The sequence below is a fragment of the Thermus neutrinimicus genome (genome assembly GCF_022760955.1).
In the GTDB taxonomy this organism is placed as follows: Bacteria; Deinococcota; Deinococci; order Deinococcales; family Thermaceae; genus Thermus; species Thermus neutrinimicus.
In genome coordinates, this window is sequence record NZ_JAKTNU010000007.1 from 75,344 (window position 1) to 94,573 (window position 19,230).

Below are 19,230 nucleotides of genomic sequence, written 5' to 3' on the forward strand. Positions count from 1 at the left end.
AGGGGAGGGGGTCCATGGAAATCAAGCTCTTCACGGGGAACGCCCACCCCGATCTGGCCCGGCGGGTGGCGGAGGCTTTGGGGATACCCCTGGGGAAAGCCCTGGTGGATCGCTTCCCCGACGGCGAAGTGCAGGTGCGGCTTCTGGAAAGCGTGCGGGGGAATGACGTTTACCTAATCCAGCCCACCAGTCCTCCGGTGAACGATCACCTGATGGAGCTCCTCCTTCTGGCGGATGCCGCCCGCAGGAGTTCAGCGGGGCGCATCAACGCCGTCATCCCCTACTTCGGTTATGCCCGCCAGGACAAGCAAACCCAAGGGCGTGAGCCCGTGAGCGCCAAGCTGGTGGCCAACCTCCTGGAGACCGTGGGGGTGCACCGGGTGATCGCCATCGACCTGCACGCCCCCCAGATCCAGGGTTTCTTTGACATCCCCGTAGACCACCTGTCTGCGGTGCGCCTTTTTGCCCGCTACCTGCAGGAGAGAGGATATACGGAAAACGCCGTGGTGGTCTCCCCGGATGCGGGCCGGGCGGAGGAGGCGAGGCGGCTTTCCGAAAGGCTGGGCTTGCCCTTTGCCATGCTGGCCAAGCGTCGCCATGGCCCCAAGGAGACCTCCGTCACCTACGTGATCGGGGAGGTGGTGGGGAAGAGGCCCTTGGTCATAGATGACATCGTCTCCACCGGGGGGACCATAAGGCGGGGGGTGGAGGCCCTTCTCCAGGCGGGGGCTTTGCCTGAGGTGGTGGTCATGGCCACCCACCCGGTGCTGGTGGGGGAGGCAAGGGAGAACCTTTCCCACCCCGCCATCCGGGAGGTGATCTTCACGGATACCATTCCCCTGAAAGACGGGGGGTACACGGTGCTTTCCACCGCCGAGCTCCTGGCCCAGGCCATCCAGCACGTGCACACCAACCAATCGGTGAGTGCCCTGATCTAGGGCTTGGAGGGAAAGGACACCTGTCATCTTGACGCGGGGTAAGCTACCCTCTGGGGGTTTTATGGCCAAAGGGGTCATCCATATTTTCCACGGGGAGCCCAGCGCTTGAAACAGCTCTTCGGCGTGTTGATCCTGCTGGTAACCCTATACAAGGTGCTCTCTCAGGTGTAGAAGGAGGGCCGGGGGGTGTGCTAAGCTTTCCCATAGTGTGCCCCTAGGGGGCCTTTGCCTTTTGCTAGGAGGAGACATGGAATACCGTTTGAAGGCCCAGTACCGGGAAGGGGAGAAGCCCGCCGCCTTGCGCCGGGCAGGGAAGCTCCCCGGCGTCATCTACAACAAGCACTTGAACCGGAAGGTTTACGTGGAGCTGGGGGAGTTTGACAAGGTCTTCCGCCAGGCTTCCATCCACCACGTGATCGTCCTGGAACTCCCCGACGGCCAGGAACTGCCCACCCTGGTGCGCCAGGTGAACCTGGATAAGCGCCGGCGCCGCCCCGAGCACGTGGACTTCTACGTGCTCTCCGACGAGCCCGTGGAGATGTACATTCCCTTGCGCTTCGTGGGCACGCCCCAGGGGGTGCGGGAAGGGGGTGTCTTGCAGGAGGTTCACCGGGACATCCTGGTGCGGGTTTCCCCCAGGAACATCCCCGAGTTCATCGAGGTGGACGTGTCGGGGCTGGGCATTGGGGATAGCCTGCATGCGGCTGACTTGAAGCTTCCCGAAGGAGTGAAGCTGGCGGTCTCCCCGGAGGAGACCATCGCCGCGGTGGTGCCCCCTGAGGACGTGGAGAAGCTGGCTGCCGAGGCCCTCGAGGCCCCCGCCGAGCCCGAGGTGATCAAGAAGGGCAAGAAGGAAGAGGAGGAGTAGTACCACCCCACGAAAGCCAAGGTGGGGACCCCGGTGCATCCCTTTTCCGGGCCACGCCCTGGGGAGCACAATAGGGCGAGAAAGGGCATAAGGGGCGGGATCGGCGGGCGGTCCCGCCTCCTTTTTGGAGGGGGAGGATGTTTTTGGTGGTGGGCCAGGGAAACCCGGGGGAGCGCTACGCCAGAACCCGGCACAACCTGGGGTTTATGGTCCTGGACCGGCTGGGGCTGGAGTTCCGCCCCAAGGGGGAGGCCCTTTTGGCCGAAGTGGAGGTGGCGGGAGAGAAGGGGATTTTCCTCAAGCCCCTCACCTACTACAACCTAAGCGGCCAGGCGGTGGCTCCCCTGGTGCGCTTTTACAAGATCCCTCCGGAGCGCCTTTTGGTGGTTCACGACGAGATGGACCTGCCCTTAGGCCGCCTGCGCTTCAAGGCGGGGGGTAGTTCTGCGGGAAACCGGGGGGTGGCCTCCATTGCCGAGGCCTTGGGAACCGGGGCGTTTCACCGCCTGCGCCTGGGCATCGGCAAGCCCCCTTCCCGGGAGCTTGGGGCGGAGTATGTGCTTTCCCCCTTCCTTCCCGAGGAGTGGCCGGTGGTGGAGAGGGTCCTCGAGGCGGCCAAGGAGGCCGTGCTCTGCTGGGTAAGGGAGGGGCTTCCCCCCTGTGCGGGGCGCTTTAACGGCCTGGATCTTTCCCAAGGCTTGGGGGGAAAGGGCTAAGCTTTAGGCATGGCTGCGCCTAAGGTCCTCCTCATCGCCGGGGGAAGAAGCCCCGAGCACGAGGTTTCCCTCCTTTCCGCCCAGGGGGTTTTGGAACACATTCCTTTCCCCACCGAGCTGGCCGTGATCGCCAAGGACGGCAGGTGGCTCCTTGGGGAGGAGGCCCTTGCCGCTCTTGGGGCTAAGGTGGCCCCTGCTGGCCGGCATGGCTTTCCACCCCCTTTGGAGTGGAGCCGGTATGACGTGGTCTTCCCCCTGCTTCACGGAAGGTGGGGGGAGGATGGTACCATCCAGGGGTTCTTGGAGATCCTGGGCAAGCCCTACGTGGGGGCGGGGGTGGCGGCCAGTGCCCTTTGCATGGACAAGGACTTAAGCAAGCGGGTCTTGGCCCAGGCGGGGATTCCCGTGGTGCCCTGGGTGGCCCTTTACCCAGGGGAGCGCCCCTTTATCCCCTTTGACCCCCCTTTTTTCGTCAAGCCCGCCAACACGGGTTCCAGCATCGGCATCCGCCGGGTGGAGCATTACGCGGAGCTGGAGGAGGCCCTGGAGGAGGCCTTCCGCCACGACCATAAGGCGGTGGTGGAGCAGGGGCTTCCGGGGGTGCGGGAGCTGGAGGTGGGGGTTTTGGGCAACGTCTTTGGGGAGGCCAGCCCGGTGGGGGAGGTGCGCTATCAGGCGGCCTTTTACGACTATGAAACCAAGTACACCCCTGGGCGGGCGGAGCTTCTGATCCCTGCTCCCCTGGACCCTGGTACCCAGGAGACCCTTCAGGAGCTGGCCTTAAAGGCCTATAAGCTTCTGGGCATCCGCGGCATGGCCCGGGTGGACTTCTTCCTGGCGGAGGGGGAGGTTTACCTGAACGAGATCAACACCATCCCCGGATTCACCCCCACCAGCATGTACCCCAGGCTTTTCGCCGCTGGGGGGCTACCCTACCCCGAGCTTTTAAGGCGGCTGGTGGAGTTGGCCCTGGGGTAGTGGGCTTCCCCCCTCGAGGGGCCTGGCTGGGCCCCTCCTTTTGCATTTTCCTTTGGCGGTGCGCTAGGATGGAATCAGAAGGGAAAGGGGGTTTTTATGGACCTTCTGGAGCGGCTTGGGCTTCCTAGGCGGGCCCTCCTCCTGCACCACGATGACCTGGGCCTGACCCATGCGCAAAACAGCGCCTACCAGGCCCTGGGCTTTCCCACGGGAAGCGTGATGGTGCCGGGGGCCTGGGCCAGCGGGGTGAAGGGGGAGGATTTGGGGGTGCATCTGGTGCTCACCAGCGAGTGGCCCGCTCCCCGGATGCGGCCCCTGACGGAGGGGGAAAGCCTTAGGGACGAAGCGGGATATTTCCCGGATTCGTTGGAGATCGTCTGGGAAAGAGCCCGCCAGGAGGAGGTGGAACGGGAGCTAAGGGCGCAGATTGAGGCGGCCAAAAGGCTTTTCTCGCCCACCCACCTGGACACCCACCAAGGGGCCGTGCTGAGGCCCGACCTGGCGGAGGTTTACCTGCGGTTGGCCCAGGAGTACCGCCTGGTGCCCTTGGTGCCGGAGAGCCTCGAGGGCCTGGGGGTTCCCCCTGCCTTCCTGCCCGACCTGGAACGGCTCCTGGCCCGGGTGCCCTTCCCCAGGGTGCGCTTCCTGGACCCCTATGGCCTTCCCCCAGAGGAGCGGCTTGGCTTTTACCTGGATTTGGCCAACCTCCCCCCGGGCCTTTACTACCTGGTGCACCACAGCGCCCTCCCCACCCCCGAGGGCCGGGCCCTTCCCGACTGGCGGACGCGGGAGGCTGACTACTTTGCCCTTGCCCACCCCGAGGTGCGCCGGGTCCTGGCCGAGTTCCACCCCCTTACGTGGCGGATGGTTCGGGATGCGCTTTAGAAGGAGGCCGTCGTGAAAAAGTGGCGCTACGCCTCGGGTCAGCTGGGGCTTACCTTGGTTTCCGAAAGCTTTGGCACCTATCTGGCCTTCTTTTATCTGGAAAAGCTGGGCCTTTCCGCCGCCTTCTATGCCCTGGCCCGCACGGTGTATGCCTTCTGGGATGCCGTCAATGACCCCCTATTCGGCCACCTTTCCGACCGCACCAAGACCCGCTTGGGCCGCAGGCGCCCTTGGCTCCTTTTGGGGATACCCCTTTTCCTCCTTTTCTACATCCTGGTCTTCTGGGTGCCCGAGTGGGCCCGTTCTCCCCAGGTTCTTCCCTACTACTTCGCCCTAGGAATCGTCCTTTACGAGACCATGGCCACCGTGGTTTGGACCAACTACGGGGCCCTTTTCCCGGAGATGTTCCGAGGACTTTCCGAAAGGGCGGGGGCTGCGGCCTTGAAGCGGGGAACGGAGCTTTTTGGCCTAATCCTGGGGATTGCCGTGGCCCCCTTGGTCTACGCCCAGGTGGGGTTTTGGGGCATGGCCCTCCTCTTCGCCTTGCTGGCCCTTATGGCCTTTGCCTGGTTCTTCCCCGGCATCCAGGAGGACCCCAAGGCGGAAAGCGGCCTGGGGCTAAGGGAGTCCTTCCGGCTGGTCCTGGCCAATGGGGCCTTCTGGGTGGCGGCCCTGGTGGGGCTCCTTTTTGAGTTTGGCCGCATGGTGATCCAGACGGGGATGGCCTTCTATGCCAAGCACAGCCTGGGCCTGCCCGAGGCCGCCACCACCTTCCTCTTCGCCGCGGTTTTCCTGGTGGCCTTGCCTTCGGTCTTCCTCTGGGGCCGGCTGGCAAGGGCCTTGGGGGGCAAAAGGGCCTGGCGGCTGGCTCACCTCCTCATGGGGGTGGCGGCCTTGCTCCTTTTCCTTCCCCAAAGCCTTTTGCCCGCCGTCCTGGTGGGGGCTTTGGTGGGGGTGGGGTTTGCGGGGGTGCGGGTCACGGGGGAGGTGGTGATGGCCAAGGTCATCGACCTGGACGCCGAAAGAACGGGGACCCGGCGGGAGGGAGCCTACTACAGCCTGGTGGGGCTTTTGGGCCGGGCCTCGGGGGCCCTGGTGGGGCTCTCCTTCGCCCTCCTTGGGCCCCTTTTCGGGTACGTGAGCGGGGAAAACCCCGGGCCGAACCCGGGCTTGGCCTTCCGCTTCCTGGTGGCGGTGATCCCCGGGGTGGCCATTCTCCTCGCCTACTTCCTCAGCGCCTTCTTCCCCCATGAGATCAAGGAGTAGGGCCTTATGAACCCCGACCCCAACCATCCCAGGCCCACCCTAGGGCGTCCGGGCTGGAGGAGCCTCGAGGGGACCTGGGATTTTGCCCTTAGTGAGGCAGAGCGCCCGGAAGGGGTTTCCTTTGACCGTAGGATTCGGGTTCCCTTCCCCCCCGAGGCCCCAGGGAGCGGGGTGGGTCAGCCCTGGGTACGGGTGGCCTGGTACCGGAAGGTCCTAAGGGTAAAGCCCAGGCCTGGGTTTCGGCTTTTCCTGCGCTTCGGGGCCGTGGACTACCGGGCGGAGGTCTTTTTGAACGGGGCCAAAGTCCTGGAGCACGAAGGGGGGCACACCCCCTTCGCCTTAGAGCTCACCCCCTTCCTGGGTAAGCCCTTGGAGGTCCTGGTGCGGGCCGAGGACGACCCCTTGGATCCGGAAAAGCCCAGGGGCAAGCAGGCCCTGGGGGAGCCCGGGGGCATCTTCTACCCGAGGACCACGGGGATCTGGCAGCCGGTTTGGCTGGAATGGGTGCCGGAAAGTCACATCGCCTCCCTTCGCCTCCGTCCGGACCTCGAGGCCTTGGGTTTCCACCTGGAGGTCCGGGCCCAAGGGGAAGGGGATGCGGTGGAGGTGGCCCTTTTCCCAGGGGTAAGGGGGGAGGCGCCCATGGGGGAAAAGCCTTGGCTGGAGGCCCGCTTTCCCCTTTCGGACGGGCTTGCCCGGGGGTTTTTGGGGCTTCCCCTAAGGGGGGAGGCCGGCGCCTTCCTCTGGCGCCCGGAGAACCCGGTGCTTTTTCCCTTGCGCCTCCGCCTCCTCGGGGGAAGGCGGGTTCTGGACGAGGCCTACTCCTACGGGGGCTTAAGGGAGGTCTCCGCCCAGCAAGGGGTCTTCCTCCTCAACCGGGAGCCCTACTTCCCCAAGCTGGTCCTGGACCAGGGCCTTTGGCCGGAGGGGCACCTGGCCCCGCCTGGCCTCGAGGCCCTCAGGCGGGACATCCTCTTGGCCAAGGCCCTGGGCTTCAACGGGGTGCGCAAGCACCAGAAGCTGGAGGACCCCCGTTACCTCCACCTGGCGGACCGGCATGGGCTTCTGGTCTTCGCCGAGATGCCGAGCTTCTTCCGCTTCTCTCCCAAGGCTGCCCGGCGCTACCTGGCGGAGCTTTTGGCGGCCTTGGAGCGGGACCACAACCATCCCAGCCTGGTGGCCTGGGTTCTTTTCAACGAGAGCTGGGGCCTTTGGCCTTGGGGGCCTGAGGCCCGCTCCTTCCTCCAGGGCGTGTTTTTCCTGGCCCGCTCCTTGGACCCCACGCGCCTTTTGGTGGATAACGACGGCTTTGAGCACGGCCCCTTCTGGGACCTCTACACCGTGCACGACTACGCCCCTCCCGAGGTCCTAGCCCGCCGCTATGGACAAGGAGCCGTTCCCCTGGCCCCCATGGGCCGGCCCCTTTCCTGGGAGGGTCTACCCCCGGGGGTGCGCCCCTTCCTCTCCGAGTTTGGGGGCTTAAGGCTCCAGGGCTCCACCTTGGGCTGGGGGTACCGGGAGGTGGAGGGGGAGGAGGCCTTCTTGCAGGAGGTGCTCCGCTATCTGGGAGCCGTTTGCCAAAGCCTCCTGAGCGGGTTTTGCTACACCCAGCTCTACGACACCTTTCAGGAGGAAAACGGGCTTTTGGATTTCTGGCGCAGGCCCAAGGTGCCTCCAGAGAGGGTGCGGGCTTTTCTGGAGGGCTGTGAGGCCAGGCGCGGGCTTTGGGAGTAGGCTATGGGTGCACCGCGAAGGGATTTGCTGAAGAAACTTTGGAGTGCGTTGGAAATGGCCGCCCTCTTGGGCCCAGGCATTCTCCTTCTGGCCATCCAGTACGCCAGGAGGCGGGACCGGTGGGAGCCCAAGGCTCCCTTGCCTCCCTGGCAGGGGGTGGGGAAACCTTTGGGCCTAACGGCCATCCCCGGCGGGGTGAGGGTGCGCTTCCAGGGGGCGGAGCTGGAGGCGGTCTTCCTAGGGGAGGACCACCTCCGCCTCACCTGGTTTCCCAACGAGGCGGTGCCCTCTTACGCCCTTACGGAGGCTGGGGAAACTTCCTCCTTTGAGCTCGAGGACCAGGAGGGAGGTTACCTCCTTAAGACCCCCCGCCTGGCCCTGGCGGTGGGGGAGGAGGGGTTAACCCTTTGGGACGGGGCGGGGAGGCTTCTTTGGCAGGAGACCTACCCCGAGCGCTCGGGAAGGGCCTGGCGGCACCGGGTGCGCCTTTTGCCGGAGGAGAGGGTCTTGGGCCTTGGGGAAAGGGCCTACCCCTTGGACCGCCGGGGTGGGGTCTTCCGCTTCTGGAACCAAGACCCTGGGGGAAGCTATGGTTCTGGGGAGGATCCCCTTTACCTTTCGGTGCCCCTTTGGCTCTCCCTAAAGCCCGCGGGGGAGTGCCTGGCCTTTTACGAGAACTCCGCGGATGGCTTCGCCGACCTGCGGGGAGGCGAGGCCCTGGTGGGCTTTCTTGGGGGAACCTTCCGCTACCACCTGATCCCCGGGCCCCTGGAGGAAGCCCTGGCCCGTTATGTGCGCCTCACCGGCCTTCCCCCCTTGCCGCCCCGCTGGGCCCTGGGCTTCCACTATGCCCGCTGGGGGCTTAGGACCCGGAAGGAGGTGGAGGAGGTGGTGGAGGGTTTCCTCAGGCGGGGCCTTCCCCTTAAGGCGGTGCACCTGGACATCGATTACATGCGGGGATACCGGGTCTTCACCGTGGACGAAGGGCGCTTTCCCGACCTTGCCGGCATGGTGCGGGCCTTCGGGGAGAGGGGGGTGCGCACGGTGCTCATCCTGGACCCCGGGGTGAAGGCGGAAAAGGGTTTTACCCCCTATGAGGAGGGTCTAAGGGAGGGGGTGTTCTGCCGTTTGCCCTCGGGGGAGGTTTTCCTGGGACCCGTCTGGCCGGGGCTTAGCGCTTTCCCGGATTTCACCGACCCCAGGGGCCGCGCTTGGTGGGGGGAGAGGCTTAAGGGGTTTTTGGACATGGGGATTTCCGGCTTCTGGTTGGACATGAACGAGCCCGCCCTCTTCGCCGCCTGGGGGGAGCCCATCTTTCCTAGGAGCGTGCGCCACAGCCTCGAGGGCCAAGGGGGGGACCACGCCCTAGCCCACAACCTCTATGGTTTCCTCATGGCCCGGGCCAGCTTTGAGGGGTTTCGGAAACACGCCCCTCATCGCCGGCCCTTCCTCCTCACCCGCGCGGGTTTTGCCGGAGTCCAGGGCTACGCCTGGGCCTGGACCGGGGATGTGGAGAGCACCTGGGAGGGCCTAAAGGCTACCCTCCGGGCCCTCTTGGGGCTTTCCCTTTCCGGGGTGTACTGGGTGGGCTCGGACATCGGGGGCTTTAGCGGGAACCCTTCCCCCGAGCTTTACCTGCGCTGGTTCCAGCTGGCGGCCTTCACCCCCTTTTTCCGCCTCCACTCCGCCCGCTGGACCAGGCGCCGGGAGCCCTGGCGGTTTGGGGAGGAGGTCTTGGATGGGGTGCGCTGGGCCATGGCGCAGCGGGAGAGGCTTCTGCCCTACCTGTACACCCTGGCCCACCGGGCAAGCCAAAAGGGGCTTCCCCTCCTCAGGCCCCTCTTCCTGCAAGGAGGCCAGCCCGATGGGGCTGGCCTTGAGGAGGCCTTCCTCTTGGGAAGCGACCTTCTGGTGGCCCCAGTCCTGGAGGAGGGGGCCAGGGCCAAGCGGGTGCCCTTGCCGGGGGGCGGGTGGTACCCCTTTGGGGAGGACCGGATCCTGCAGGGGCCAAAGTGGGTGGAGCTTCCCGCTCCCTTAAAGCGGATTCCCCTTTTGGTGCGGGCCGGCTCCATCCTGCCCCTCTTGGAGGAAGGGGGGCTTTCCCTGCACCTCTACCCAGAGGAGGGAGGGGCGGAAGGCGGCCTGTACTGGGACGAGGGGGATGGGGAAGGGCCTTATAGGTTGGACCGGTTCCGCCTGTTTCCGGTGGAGGGAGGCTACCGCCTCCTTTGGGAAGGGGAGGGGGAGTACCCCTGGCCTTGGGAGGGGGTTGGCCTGAGGCTCTTTGGCAGGAGGCTTTGGGGGGCTTGGGTGGAGGGGAAGGTGTTCCCTTGCCAGGGAGAACGGGTCCTCCTGCCCCCCTTTCGGGAGGCCCTTTTGGAGGTGGAGGGATGAGGTTGGAAAGAGCTTGGTTTTTGGCCCATGAGGCGAGGACCCCTGCGGAGCTTCCCCAGGCCGGCTGGCGGGAGGTGGCCCTTCCCCACCAGTGGACCCTCGAGGGCCTGGAGGCGGAGGTGGGCTGGTACCGGTTCTCCCTTCCCGAGGGGGGCTCGAGGCGGTTTTTCCGCTCCCTTGGGGACTATTACCAGGAGGCTTGGGTGGATGGCACCTACCTGGGGCGGCACGAGGGGTACTTCTTCCCCTGGCTTAAGGAGCTTCCCCCTGGGCGGGAGCTTCTCCTCCGGGTCTCGGCCCCCAAGGAGCCCTTGGGGGTCTGGCCCCGGTTTAAGCGGCAGATCAAAGGGGTCTTTGGGCAGCACGACTGCCGGCCTGGGGGGACCACGGAGCGGGGCCAGGAGCGGGGAACGGGGGGCCTTTGGGGCGGGGTGGAGGTTTGGATGCGGGAGGAGGTGGCCCTTTTGGGCCTTACCCACCGTCTCCTTCCCCGGCCGGGGGGTTGGCGGCTATGGGTGCGCCTTCTTGTGGATGCCCTGAGGCCCTACCGCGAGGAGGTGATCCTCAGGATCCTCCCCGAGAACTTTCCTGGGGAGGCCTTGGAGAAAAGGCTGGTCCTGGAGGGGGAAGGGGGGCGAAGGTGGCAGGAGGGGGTCTGGGACCTGCCCGAGATGCCCCTGTGGGAGGTGTGGGAGCGGGGGTTCCCCCATCTTTTCCGCCTGGAGGCGGAGCTCCTGGGGGCAAGCCTCAGCGCTCCTCTCGGCTTCCGCACCGTGGAGCTGGACGGGGAGGGGTGGCTTCTTTTGAACGGGAGGAGGCTTTTCCTGAGGGGGACCAACATCATCCCCACCCAGTGGCTTTCCGGCTACACCGAGGCCCTGGCCCAAAAGGACGTGGCCCTCCTCAAGGAGGCCCACCTGAACGCCGTTCGGGTCCACGCCCACCTGACCCACCCCGCCTTCTACCGGGCCTGCGATCAGGAGGGGATCCTGGTATGGCAGGACTTCCCCTTGCAGTGGGGGTACGCCCCTGACGAGGCCTTCGCCCAGGAGGCCTTGCGCCAGGCGAGGGCCATGGTGGAGGTTTTAGGGGCCCATCCCTCCCTTTACCTCTGGTGCGCCCAGAACGAGCCCACCCATAACTGCCACGCCCTGGGCCCCCTCCTGGCCGCTGCCCTTAGGGCCGAGGACCCCACCCGCCCAGTAAAGGAAGCCTCCGACTTTCGCGAGCACCCCTACCCCGGGTGGTACTGGGGGCACATGCGGGACTTCCTGGCCCTTCCCGGGGCTCCCCTTCCCTCCGAGTTCGGGGCCCAGGCCCTGCCCCGGCCAGCGCTGTTGCGCCGGGTCCTGGGGGAGGCTGCCTGGCCTCCCCGGTGGGAGGTCTACGCCTACCACAACTTCCAGCCCCACGAGACCTTCCGGGTGGCGGGGGTGGAGGTGGGGGAGTCCCTGGAGGCGTTTGTGGAGAACTCCCAAGCCTACCAGGCCAGGCTTTTGGAGTTTGCCATCCACGCCTATCGGCGGGGAAAGGGGAGGGTGGCGGGCTACTTCCAGTTCATGTTTGTGGAGCCCTGGGAGGGGATCACCTGGGCGGTGGTGGACGTGGAGCGGGTGCCCAAGAAGGGCTATCACGCCCTGAAGGAGGCCAGCAGCCCGGTCCTCCTCTCCCTGGTCCCCTACCGGGAAAGGGTGGAGGTGGGAGGACCGCCTTTGCAGGAGGCCTGGCTCATAAGCGACCTGGACCGGCCCCTGAGGCTTAAGGTGCGCCTTTTCCTGGAGGGCCCCGTCCACCTCCCCCTATACGAGGAGGAGGTGGCCTTGGCCCCTGGGGAGGCCCGGCGGTTTTTCAGCCTGGGGGAGCTTTGGGAAAGCCCCCTCGAGGTCCAGGCCCGCTACCTCCCCCTCCAGGAGGCCTTAAGGCGGCTTTCCCCGGGTACCTACCGTCTGGTGGGGGAGGCTTACGAGGGGGAAAGGCTCTGGTCCCGCCATGTCCTCGAGGTGGCGTATCTGGAGCCTATCCTGCCCCTGGGGGTAGCCTGGTGATCCCAGCCCACATGGCCTATGCCCTGGGTGCCCTGGGCCTAACCCTGCCGGGCCAGACCTTTGGCACCTACCTGGCCTTCTACTACCTGGACCACCTGGGCCTGGCCGCCAGCGCCTTCGCCCTAGCCCGCCTGGTCTTTTCCGCGTGGGATGCGGTGAACGATCCCCTTTTCGGCTACCTCTCCGACCGCACCCGGACCCCCTGGGGCCGGAGGCGGCCTTGGCTTTTCCTGGGGCTTCCCCTGTTGCTTTTGGCCTTCTACCTCACCTTCAACGTTCCCGGGCCCTTCCGCCAAGGGCCTGGCCTCTTCTGGTACTGCCTTGGGGTCATCCTCTTCTTCGAGACCTTCGCCGCCCTCACCTGGGTGAACCACGCGGCCCTCTTTCCCGAGCTCTTCAGGGGCCAGGAGGAGCGGGCCCGGGCCAATGCCTGGCGCCAGGGGTTTTACTTCCTGGGCCTGGCGGTGAGCATCGCCCTGACCCCCTTGGTCTACACCGCCTTGGGTTTTCCCGGCATGGCCCTCCTCTATGGGGCCAGCGGGGGAGCGTTGCTCCTCCTCTTCCTCCTTTCCATCCGGGAAGACCCTAAGGCCCAGCTGGCCAAGCCCCTTCCCTTCATCCCCGCCTTCCGCTACACCCTGGGGGACCAGGCCTTTTGGCTCTACTCCCTGGCCGCCTTGTTCCTCCTCTTCGCGGTGGGGCTTTTCGGGGCGGCCATGCCCTTTTACGCCAAGTACGCCTTGGGCCTAGGGCCTGAGGCCACCTCCCTGCTCTTCGCCTCGGTGCTCCTGGCGGCCTTGCCCTCGGTCTTCCTCTGGGCCCGGCTGTCAGGGGCCTTGGGCCCCAAGGGAGCCTGGCTCCTGGCCATTGCCCTCCTGGCCCTGGGGGCCCTTCTCCTCCTTCTGCCCCGCACCCTTCTCCAGGCCCTGCCCGTGGGCCTCCTCATCGGGATGGGGTTTGGCGGGGTGCTGGTCTTGGGGGATGTCCTGCTGGCAGAGGTGATCGACCGGGACGCCCAGCTTACGGGAAGGAGGCGGGAAGGGGTCTACTATAGCGTCTACGGGTTCATCAACCGGCTTTCCGGACCCCTGCAGGCCTTTTCCTTCGCCCTCCTCACCCCCCTTTTCGGGTACGTGAGCGGGGAGGCCCCGGGGCCCGACCCGGGGGGTGCCTTCCGCTTCCTTATGGCGGTGCCTCCCTTTGTGGCGGCCCTGTTGGCCTTGGGGCTGGCCTTGCGGTTTCCCTACGGGGCCAAGGGGTAGAATGCCGGGGGCAGGAGGCAGCTTTCCAGGAGGGCTGGGCCATGCGGTTAGCGTTTGGGGATCCTTCTCGGGGAAGTTCCCTGGAGGTGGCGGTCACGGCGGCTTCCTCGGAGCCGGTTTCGGGAGGGTACCTCTTGAGGGGAAGGGAGGTGCGGGCCTTTCCCCCTTTGAGGGGGGTCCAGTTTTTCCGCCACGGCTGGCAGAGTTGGAGCCTGTCCGCTTGGGTGGACCCACGGGAGCCGCCCAAGCCCCTTTTCCCCAAGGAGCGCCGCCCTCAGGCGGATGATCCCTTCCTCCTGGAAGCCGCGGACTGGGGGAAGGCCTGGTGGGGAAGCGGCCTTGGGGCCTTGCGCTTTCCCGAGGGCCAGGTCCTCCTTGTTGGGGCCCTGGACCCAGGGGCCCGGGTCTTGGGGCGGGAGGAGGTGCTCCTAGGGCGGTACGCCTCGGGGGAGGGGCGCTGGTTTTTGGCCTACGGGCTCGAGGAAGAGGCCTTTGCCGCTTATGCCCGGTACCTTCCCCGCCGCCTTTCCGGCAGGCCCCCCAGGGTGTGGTGCTCCTGGTATAGCTTCTACAACCGGATCCACGAGGCCTTGCTCCTAAAGGTGCTGGAGGAGGTGGCTGGGCTTCCCTTTGAGGTCTTCCAGATCGACGACGGCTGGCAGCGGGCCCTGGGGGACTGGGAGCCAAACCCCCGCTTCCCCCGGGGGATGGCCTTTTTGGCGGAGAGGATCCGGGAGAAGGGCTTGAGGGCTGGGTTATGGTTGGCCCCCTTCCTGGTGACAGCGGATAGTCCCCTAGGACGCGCCCACCCCGAGTGGATCCTGAGGGATGGGGAAGGAAGGCCCATTCCCGCTGGCTTCAACTGGGGGAGGCCCCTTTACGCCCTGGACTCCGGGAACGAGGAGGTCTTGGAGCATGTGGCCGCTTTGGTGCGCAGGGTGCGGGAATGGGGTTACGAGTACCTGAAGCTGGATTTCCTCTACGCCGCTGCCCTTCCCGGGGCGGAGGGGGAGGTGCGGTACCGTAAGGCCATGGAGCGGATCCGGGAAGAGGCGGGGGAGGCCTACCTCCTCTTCTGCGGCGCCCCCATCCTGGCCTCCTTGGGGCTTGCCGATGGCCTGAGGGTGGGTCCGGATGCCGCTCCTTACTGGGACAACGAGGACCGCTCCTTCTGGCTACAGGACCCCACGGGCCCGGGGCTAAGGAATGCCCTCCGCACCACCTTGCACCGGCTTTGGCTTCGGGGAAACGTCCAGGTGGACCCGGACGTGGCCTTCTTCCGGAGCCGTTTCTCGCTGCTATCCCCTGAGGAGATGCGCCTACAGGAGGCCATGGGGGAGATCACGGGCTTCAAGGCCACCTCTGACCCTCCCTCCTGGCTTTCCCCGGGGGAAAGGGAAAGGCTTCTGGCCTTCCTGGGCCGGGACAAGGAGGTGGAGTTCCTTGGTCCCTACCGTTTCCGGGTGGAGGAGGAGGTTTTGGACTATGCCTTCCTTTTATAGGCGCGTGCACCGCAAGAAGGATGGTCGGGAGCTGATCCTCTACGGGCTTCATCCCCTCGAGGACCCCCCCCTCCCCGAGCCCGCGGAGCCCCTTTCCCCAAGCCCCCACCTCCGCTACCATCCCCTGCGGCGGGAGTGGGTGGTCTACGCCGCCCACCGCCAGGAGCGCACCTTTTTGCCCCCCAAGGAGCACTGCCCCCTCTGCCCAAGCCAGGAGGGAGGCTTCCCCAGCGAGATCCCCTTTGCCCGCTTTCAGGTGGCGGTCTTTGAGAACCGGTTTCCCTCCCTGGTGCCAAGCCCCACCCCTCCCCCGGAGGGGCTTCCCGTTCCCGTGGGAAGCGCCTTGGGCCGGTGTGAGGTGGTGGTTTACACCCAGGCCCACGTGGGAAGCCTGGCCACCCTCGAGGAGGAGGAAAGGCTCCTCCTGGCCTGGGTCTGGCGGGAGCGGTACCGGGCTTTGTATGCCCTCGAGGGGGTCCGCTTCGTCATGCCCTTCGAGAACCGGGGGGAGGCGGTGGGGGTTACCCTACACCACCCCCACGGGCAGATCTACGCCTACCCCTTTGTGCCCCCCATCCTGGAGCGGGAAAGCCAGGCCTTCCGGGAAAGGCCGGTGCTCCTCGAGCTTCTTCCCCACTTGGGGCCCTACCGGGTGGACCAGGAGGAGGGGTTCTTGGCCTTCGTGCCCCCCTTCGCCCGCTACCCCTTTGAGGTCTGGGTGGTCCCCCTGGAGCGCCACCCAGGGCCCTGGACCTTCTCCGAGGGGGAGATGGCCGCCTTCGCCCGGCTTTTGGGCCGGGTGGTGGCCCGCTACGACGCCCTTTTCGGCGAGCCCTTTCCTTACGTGATGGTCTTCCACGCTGCCCCCTTGGGGGAGGAGCGCACCTTTCACTTCCACGTGGAGTTCTATCCCCCTAAAAGGGCCAAGGACAAGCTGAAGTTCCTGGCGGGCACGGAGCTTGGGGCGGGCACCTTTGTGGTGGACACCCTGCCCGAGGATTCCGCCAGGAGGCTACGGGAGGCCTTATGAGCTATCTCCTTGCCCTGGACCAGGGCACCACCAGCAGCCGGGCCATCCTCTTCAGCCTGGAGGGGAGGCCTGTGGCCATGGCCCAGAGGGAGTTCCGCCAGCTCTACCCAAGGCCGGGCTGGGTGGAGCACGATCCCCCCATGCCCCCCTCCCGGCGGGAGGCCCTGCACGGGGAATGGCGGCGGGCGGTGGAGCGGGCCCTGGGCTGGGCCAGGGAGGAGGGATGACCCCGGCCCGGGAGGAGCTCTGGGAACGCCTTAGGGAGCCCCTGGACCTCCTCGTCCTGGGGGGTGGGGCCACGGGGGCGGGGGTGTTGTGGGAGGCCACCCTAAGGGGCCTGAGGGCGGCCCTGGTGGAGGCGGGGGACTTCGGCATGGGCACCAGCAGCCGTTCCACCAAGCTCCTCCACGGGGGGGTGCGCTACCTGGAGCTGGCGGTCAGGCACCGGGACCCCAGGCAGCTGCGCCTGGTGCGGGAGGCCCTTAAGGAGAGGAGGGTGGTGATGGGGCTTGCCCCCCACCTGGCCAGGCCCCTAACCCTCCTCACCCCCCTCTTCCGCCCCCTGGAGCTCCCTTACTACGGGCTCGGCCTCAAGCTCTACGACCTGTTGGCGGGAGGGGGGCGGCTGGCCCCAAGCCGCTACGCCACCCCCAAGGAGGTGAGGGCCCTCCTCCCCAGCCTTCCCCCCACCCTTGGGGGCATCCTCTACCAGGACGGGCAGTTCGCCGACCACCGCCTGAACCTGGCCCTCGTCCTCTCCGCCCTCCAGCGGGGGGCGGTGGCCCTGAACCACGCCGAGGCCACGGGCTTTCTCCTAAGGGAGGGAAGGGTAAGGGGGGCGGTGGTGCGGGACCGGCTCACGGGCCGTGAGGTGGAGGTCCAGGCCAGGGCGGTGGTGAACGCCACCGGGCCCCAGGCGGACCGGGTGCGCCGCCTTCTGCATCCCCACCTTCCCCCCCTCCTCACCCCCTCCCGCGGGACGCACCTGGTCCTGGACTACCCCCTGCAGGTGGGCCTCCTCCTGCCCAGGACCCGGGATGGCCGGGTCCTCTTCCTCCTGCCCTGGGGGGGAAGGGCCCTTTTGGGCACCACCGACCTCCCCGCCGAGGCCACGGCCTGCCCCCTGCCCGGGGAGGAGGAGGTGGCCTACCTCCTGGAGGAGATCCGGCCCTACCTGGGGGACCTCTCGGACCGGGTCCTGGCCGCCTGGGCGGGCCTCAGGCCCTTGGTGGGGAAGGGGGAGACCCGGCTTCTGGTGCGGGACCACCTCATCGTGGAGGAACGGGGCCTCTACACCCTCACCGGGGGCAAGTGGACCACCTTCCGCCTCATGGCCCTGGACCTCCTGGAACGCCTGGCCCGGGACCTCTCCCTCCACCTCCCCCCCTCCGAAAGCCACCGCACCCCCCTCCTGGGGGCGGGGCCTAAGCCCCCCTTGCCCCTGCCGGAGGAGGTGGCCGAGCACCTCTATGCCCACTACGGCACCCTGGCCCTCGAGGTGGCCGCCTTGGGGGACAAGCCCCTCCTCCCCGGGCTTCCCTACCTGGAGGGGGAGGTGGTGTGGGCGGTGAGGGAGGAGCTTGCGCAAAAGCCCCTGGACGTGCTGGCCCGCAGGTTGGGCCTGGCCCTTTTGGACCGGAGGAGGGCGGAGGAGGCCCTGCCCCGGGTGGCGGACCTCATGGCCCCCCTCCTGGGGTGGGGGGAGGAAAGGAAACAGGCCCTACTCCTGGAGGCCCAAAAGGCCCTTCCCGCTCTTTGCTAGGCGCTTTCCTCCGAGGCCCTTTGCACCGCTTGGGTTTCCTCGAGGATGGCCCGCACCCGCTCCCCGGGGATGGTTTCCTCCCGGAGGAGCTCCTCAGCGATCTTGTGCATGGCGGGGGCGTGCTCCATGAGGACCTGGCGGGCCTTGGCGTAGGCCTCGTCCAGGATCTTGCGGACGTCCTGGTCGATGAGGCGGGCGGTTTCCTCGGAGTGGTCCTTCTTCTTAGCGATCTCCTCCCCCAGGAAGATGGGGCCGGAGTCCGAACCCCAGGCGATGTTCTTGAAGTGCTCCCCCATGCCCCAGTCCAGGACCATGCGCTTGGCGATCTGGGTGGCCCGCTTGAAGTCGTCCTGGGCCCCGGTGGTCACGGTGCCGGTGAAGAGTTCCTCCGCCACCCGGCCCGCCATGAGGACGGCGAGCTCGTCCATGAGGTGGTCCTTGGAAACCAAAACCCTTTCCTCCGGTTTGCTCCAGCGGGCACCCAAGGCCATGCCCCTGGGGACGATGGAAACCTTTTCCGTCTTGTCCGCATGGGGCAAGACCTCGCCCACCACGGCATGCCCGGCCTCGTGGTAGGCCACGGCCCTCTTCTCCTCCTCCGAAAGCTTAAGGGCAGGCCGCTCGAGGCCCAGCACGATCTTGTCCAGGGCCTTCAGGAAGTGCTCCTTGCGGATCTTCTTGGCGCCATCCCGGGCCGCCAACAGGGCTGCCTCGTTCACCAGGTTCTTGAGGTCGGCCCCGGAGAAGCCCGGGGTGAGGTGGGCCAGCTCCAGGGCGTCCACCTCCTCGGCGATGGGTTTGCCCCGCATGTGCACCAGGAGGATATCCCGGCGCTCCTCCAGGGTGGGAAGGCCCACCACCACCTGGCGGTCAAAGCGCCCGGGGCGTAAGAGGGCGGGGTCCAGGATGTCCGGGCGGTTGGTGGCGGCCAGGACGATCACCGAGGTGTCCTTCTCAAAGCCATCCATCTCGGAAAGGATCTGGTTTAAGGTTTGCTCCCGCTCGTCGTGGCCACCGCCTATGCCCGCCCCCCGCTTGCGGCCGATGGAGTCCAGCTCGTCTATGAAGATGATGCTGGGGGCGTTCCTTCGGGCATCCTCAAAGAGGCTTCGCACCCGGCTTGCCCCCACGCCCACGAACATCTCCATGAACTCGCTGGCGGAGACGGAGAAGAAGGGTACGCCCGCCTCCCCCGCCACCGCCCGGGCCAGAAGGGTCTTGCCCGTTCCCGGGGGCCCCACCAGGAGGACCCCTTTGGGGATCTCCGCTCCCAGCTCCAGGTACTTCTTGGGGTTTTTCAGGAAGTCCACCACCTCCATGAGCTCCCGCTTGGCCTCCTCGTGGCCGGCCACGTCCTTGAAGGTGGTGTTGACCTGCTTTTCCTTTCCGTAGAGCTTGGCCCGGCTCTGCCCGAACTGCATCACCTGCCCGGCCCCGCCCTGGGCCCGCATGAAGAAGAACCAGAAGAAGAGGATGAGGAGGAGGGTGGGTCCCAGGTAGAGGAGGAACTGCGGCCAGAAGGAGGGGGGTTTGGTGACGATCTTGACCCCGTTTTCCTCCAGAAAGCGTAGTAGCTCGGGGTCGGCCACCTGGCTGGGGGGCAAGGGCACGGCGAAGCGCCTGGCCACCTGGCTTCCCCCCTGCGGGGTGGGGAAGCGCTCGGGTTCCTTCAGGGTTCCCAGGATGCGGGTTTCCTCCAGGGTCACCTCCGCCACCTTGCCCTGGCGCACCAGGGTGCGGAACTCCGTGTAGGGAAGGGTGGGGGCTGGAGGGCCGGTGAAGGCGGTGTAGGCTAAATAGCCTAGAAGGAGCAAGAAAACCAGGGTGAAGGGGTTGATCCGCTGCGGCAA

14 protein-coding genes and 1 pseudogene are annotated in these 19,230 nt (G+C 66.6%); 14 read left to right on the forward strand and 1 reads right to left on the reverse strand.

Annotated features, from left to right (window positions below; translation table 11 throughout):
• Positions 1 to 14: 14 nt before the first annotated feature.
• From L0C59_RS06190 to L0C59_RS06260, 14 genes and pseudogenes are all read left to right on the forward strand, one after another.
• The gene (locus tag L0C59_RS06190; RefSeq protein ID WP_243090400.1) at positions 15 to 938 is read left to right on the forward strand and encodes a ribose-phosphate diphosphokinase; all 924 of its coding nucleotides are present in this window, start codon (positions 15 to 17) and stop codon (positions 936 to 938) included.
• A gap of 247 nt (positions 939 to 1,185) precedes the next feature.
• Entirely contained in the window at positions 1,186 to 1,806 is a 621-nt protein-coding gene (locus L0C59_RS06195; RefSeq protein ID WP_243090401.1) for a 50S ribosomal protein L25, read from the forward strand.
• Positions 1,807 to 1,943: 137 nt separating this feature from the next.
• Entirely contained in the window at positions 1,944 to 2,522 is a 579-nt protein-coding gene (pth, locus tag L0C59_RS06200) for an aminoacyl-tRNA hydrolase (RefSeq protein WP_243090402.1), read from the forward strand.
• Between the two features lie 9 nt (positions 2,523 to 2,531).
• Complete coding sequence (ddl, locus tag L0C59_RS06205) at positions 2,532 to 3,500, forward strand: D-alanine--D-alanine ligase (protein ID WP_243090403.1); 969 nt, start codon at positions 2,532 to 2,534, stop codon at positions 3,498 to 3,500.
• 96 nt (positions 3,501 to 3,596) lie between these two features.
• The gene (locus L0C59_RS06210; RefSeq protein WP_243090404.1) at positions 3,597 to 4,385 is read left to right on the forward strand and encodes a carbohydrate deacetylase; all 789 of its coding nucleotides are present in this window, start codon (positions 3,597 to 3,599) and stop codon (positions 4,383 to 4,385) included.
• A gap of 12 nt (positions 4,386 to 4,397) precedes the next feature.
• On the forward strand, positions 4,398 to 5,651 hold the full coding sequence (locus tag L0C59_RS06215; RefSeq protein ID WP_243090406.1) for an MFS transporter: 1,254 nt from the start codon (positions 4,398 to 4,400) through the stop codon (positions 5,649 to 5,651).
• Between the two features lie 6 nt (positions 5,652 to 5,657).
• Complete coding sequence (locus L0C59_RS06220; protein ID WP_243090408.1) at positions 5,658 to 7,385, forward strand: glycoside hydrolase family 2 protein; 1,728 nt, start codon at positions 5,658 to 5,660, stop codon at positions 7,383 to 7,385.
• A 54-nt stretch (positions 7,386 to 7,439) separates the two neighbouring features.
• Positions 7,440 to 9,779 (forward strand): glycoside hydrolase family 31 protein, encoded by a 2,340-nt coding sequence (locus L0C59_RS06225; protein ID WP_243090410.1) that lies wholly within the window; start codon positions 7,440 to 7,442, stop codon positions 9,777 to 9,779.
• Positions 9,776 to 11,824 (forward strand): glycoside hydrolase family 2 TIM barrel-domain containing protein, encoded by a 2,049-nt coding sequence (locus L0C59_RS11125; RefSeq protein WP_279232554.1) that lies wholly within the window; start codon positions 9,776 to 9,778, stop codon positions 11,822 to 11,824. The genes L0C59_RS06225 and L0C59_RS11125 overlap by 4 nt, the downstream gene beginning before the upstream one ends.
• Positions 11,824 to 13,086: an MFS transporter gene (locus L0C59_RS06240; RefSeq protein WP_243090426.1), complete on the forward strand. Its 1,263-nt coding sequence runs from the start codon at positions 11,824 to 11,826 to the stop codon at positions 13,084 to 13,086. Before L0C59_RS11125 ends, L0C59_RS06240 begins: the two co-directional genes overlap by 1 nt.
• Before the next feature lie 41 nt (positions 13,087 to 13,127).
• Positions 13,128 to 14,588 carry a glycoside hydrolase family 36 protein gene (locus tag L0C59_RS06245; protein ID WP_243090412.1) on the forward strand — a complete coding sequence of 487 codons (1,461 nt, stop codon included), beginning with the start codon at positions 13,128 to 13,130 and terminating at the stop codon, positions 14,586 to 14,588.
• Entirely contained in the window at positions 14,572 to 15,618 is a 1,047-nt protein-coding gene (gene galT, locus L0C59_RS06250; RefSeq protein ID WP_243090414.1) for a galactose-1-phosphate uridylyltransferase, read from the forward strand. The genes L0C59_RS06245 and galT overlap by 17 nt, the downstream gene beginning before the upstream one ends.
• Positions 15,615 to 15,755 (forward strand): annotated as a pseudogene (locus tag L0C59_RS06255) (FGGY family carbohydrate kinase); the annotation flags it as partial. The gene galT and the pseudogene L0C59_RS06255, both read left to right, overlap by 4 nt.
• Before the next feature lie 86 nt (positions 15,756 to 15,841).
• Positions 15,842 to 17,380, forward strand: coding sequence for an FAD-dependent oxidoreductase (locus L0C59_RS06260; protein WP_243090415.1), 1,539 nt, complete (start codon positions 15,842 to 15,844; stop codon positions 17,378 to 17,380).
• Here the strand turns inward: L0C59_RS06260 and ftsH are convergent.
• The gene (gene ftsH, locus L0C59_RS06265) at positions 17,377 to 19,230 is read right to left on the reverse strand and encodes an ATP-dependent zinc metalloprotease FtsH (RefSeq protein ID WP_243090416.1); all 1,854 of its coding nucleotides are present in this window, start codon (positions 19,228 to 19,230) and stop codon (positions 17,377 to 17,379) included. The genes L0C59_RS06260 and ftsH overlap by 4 nt on opposite strands.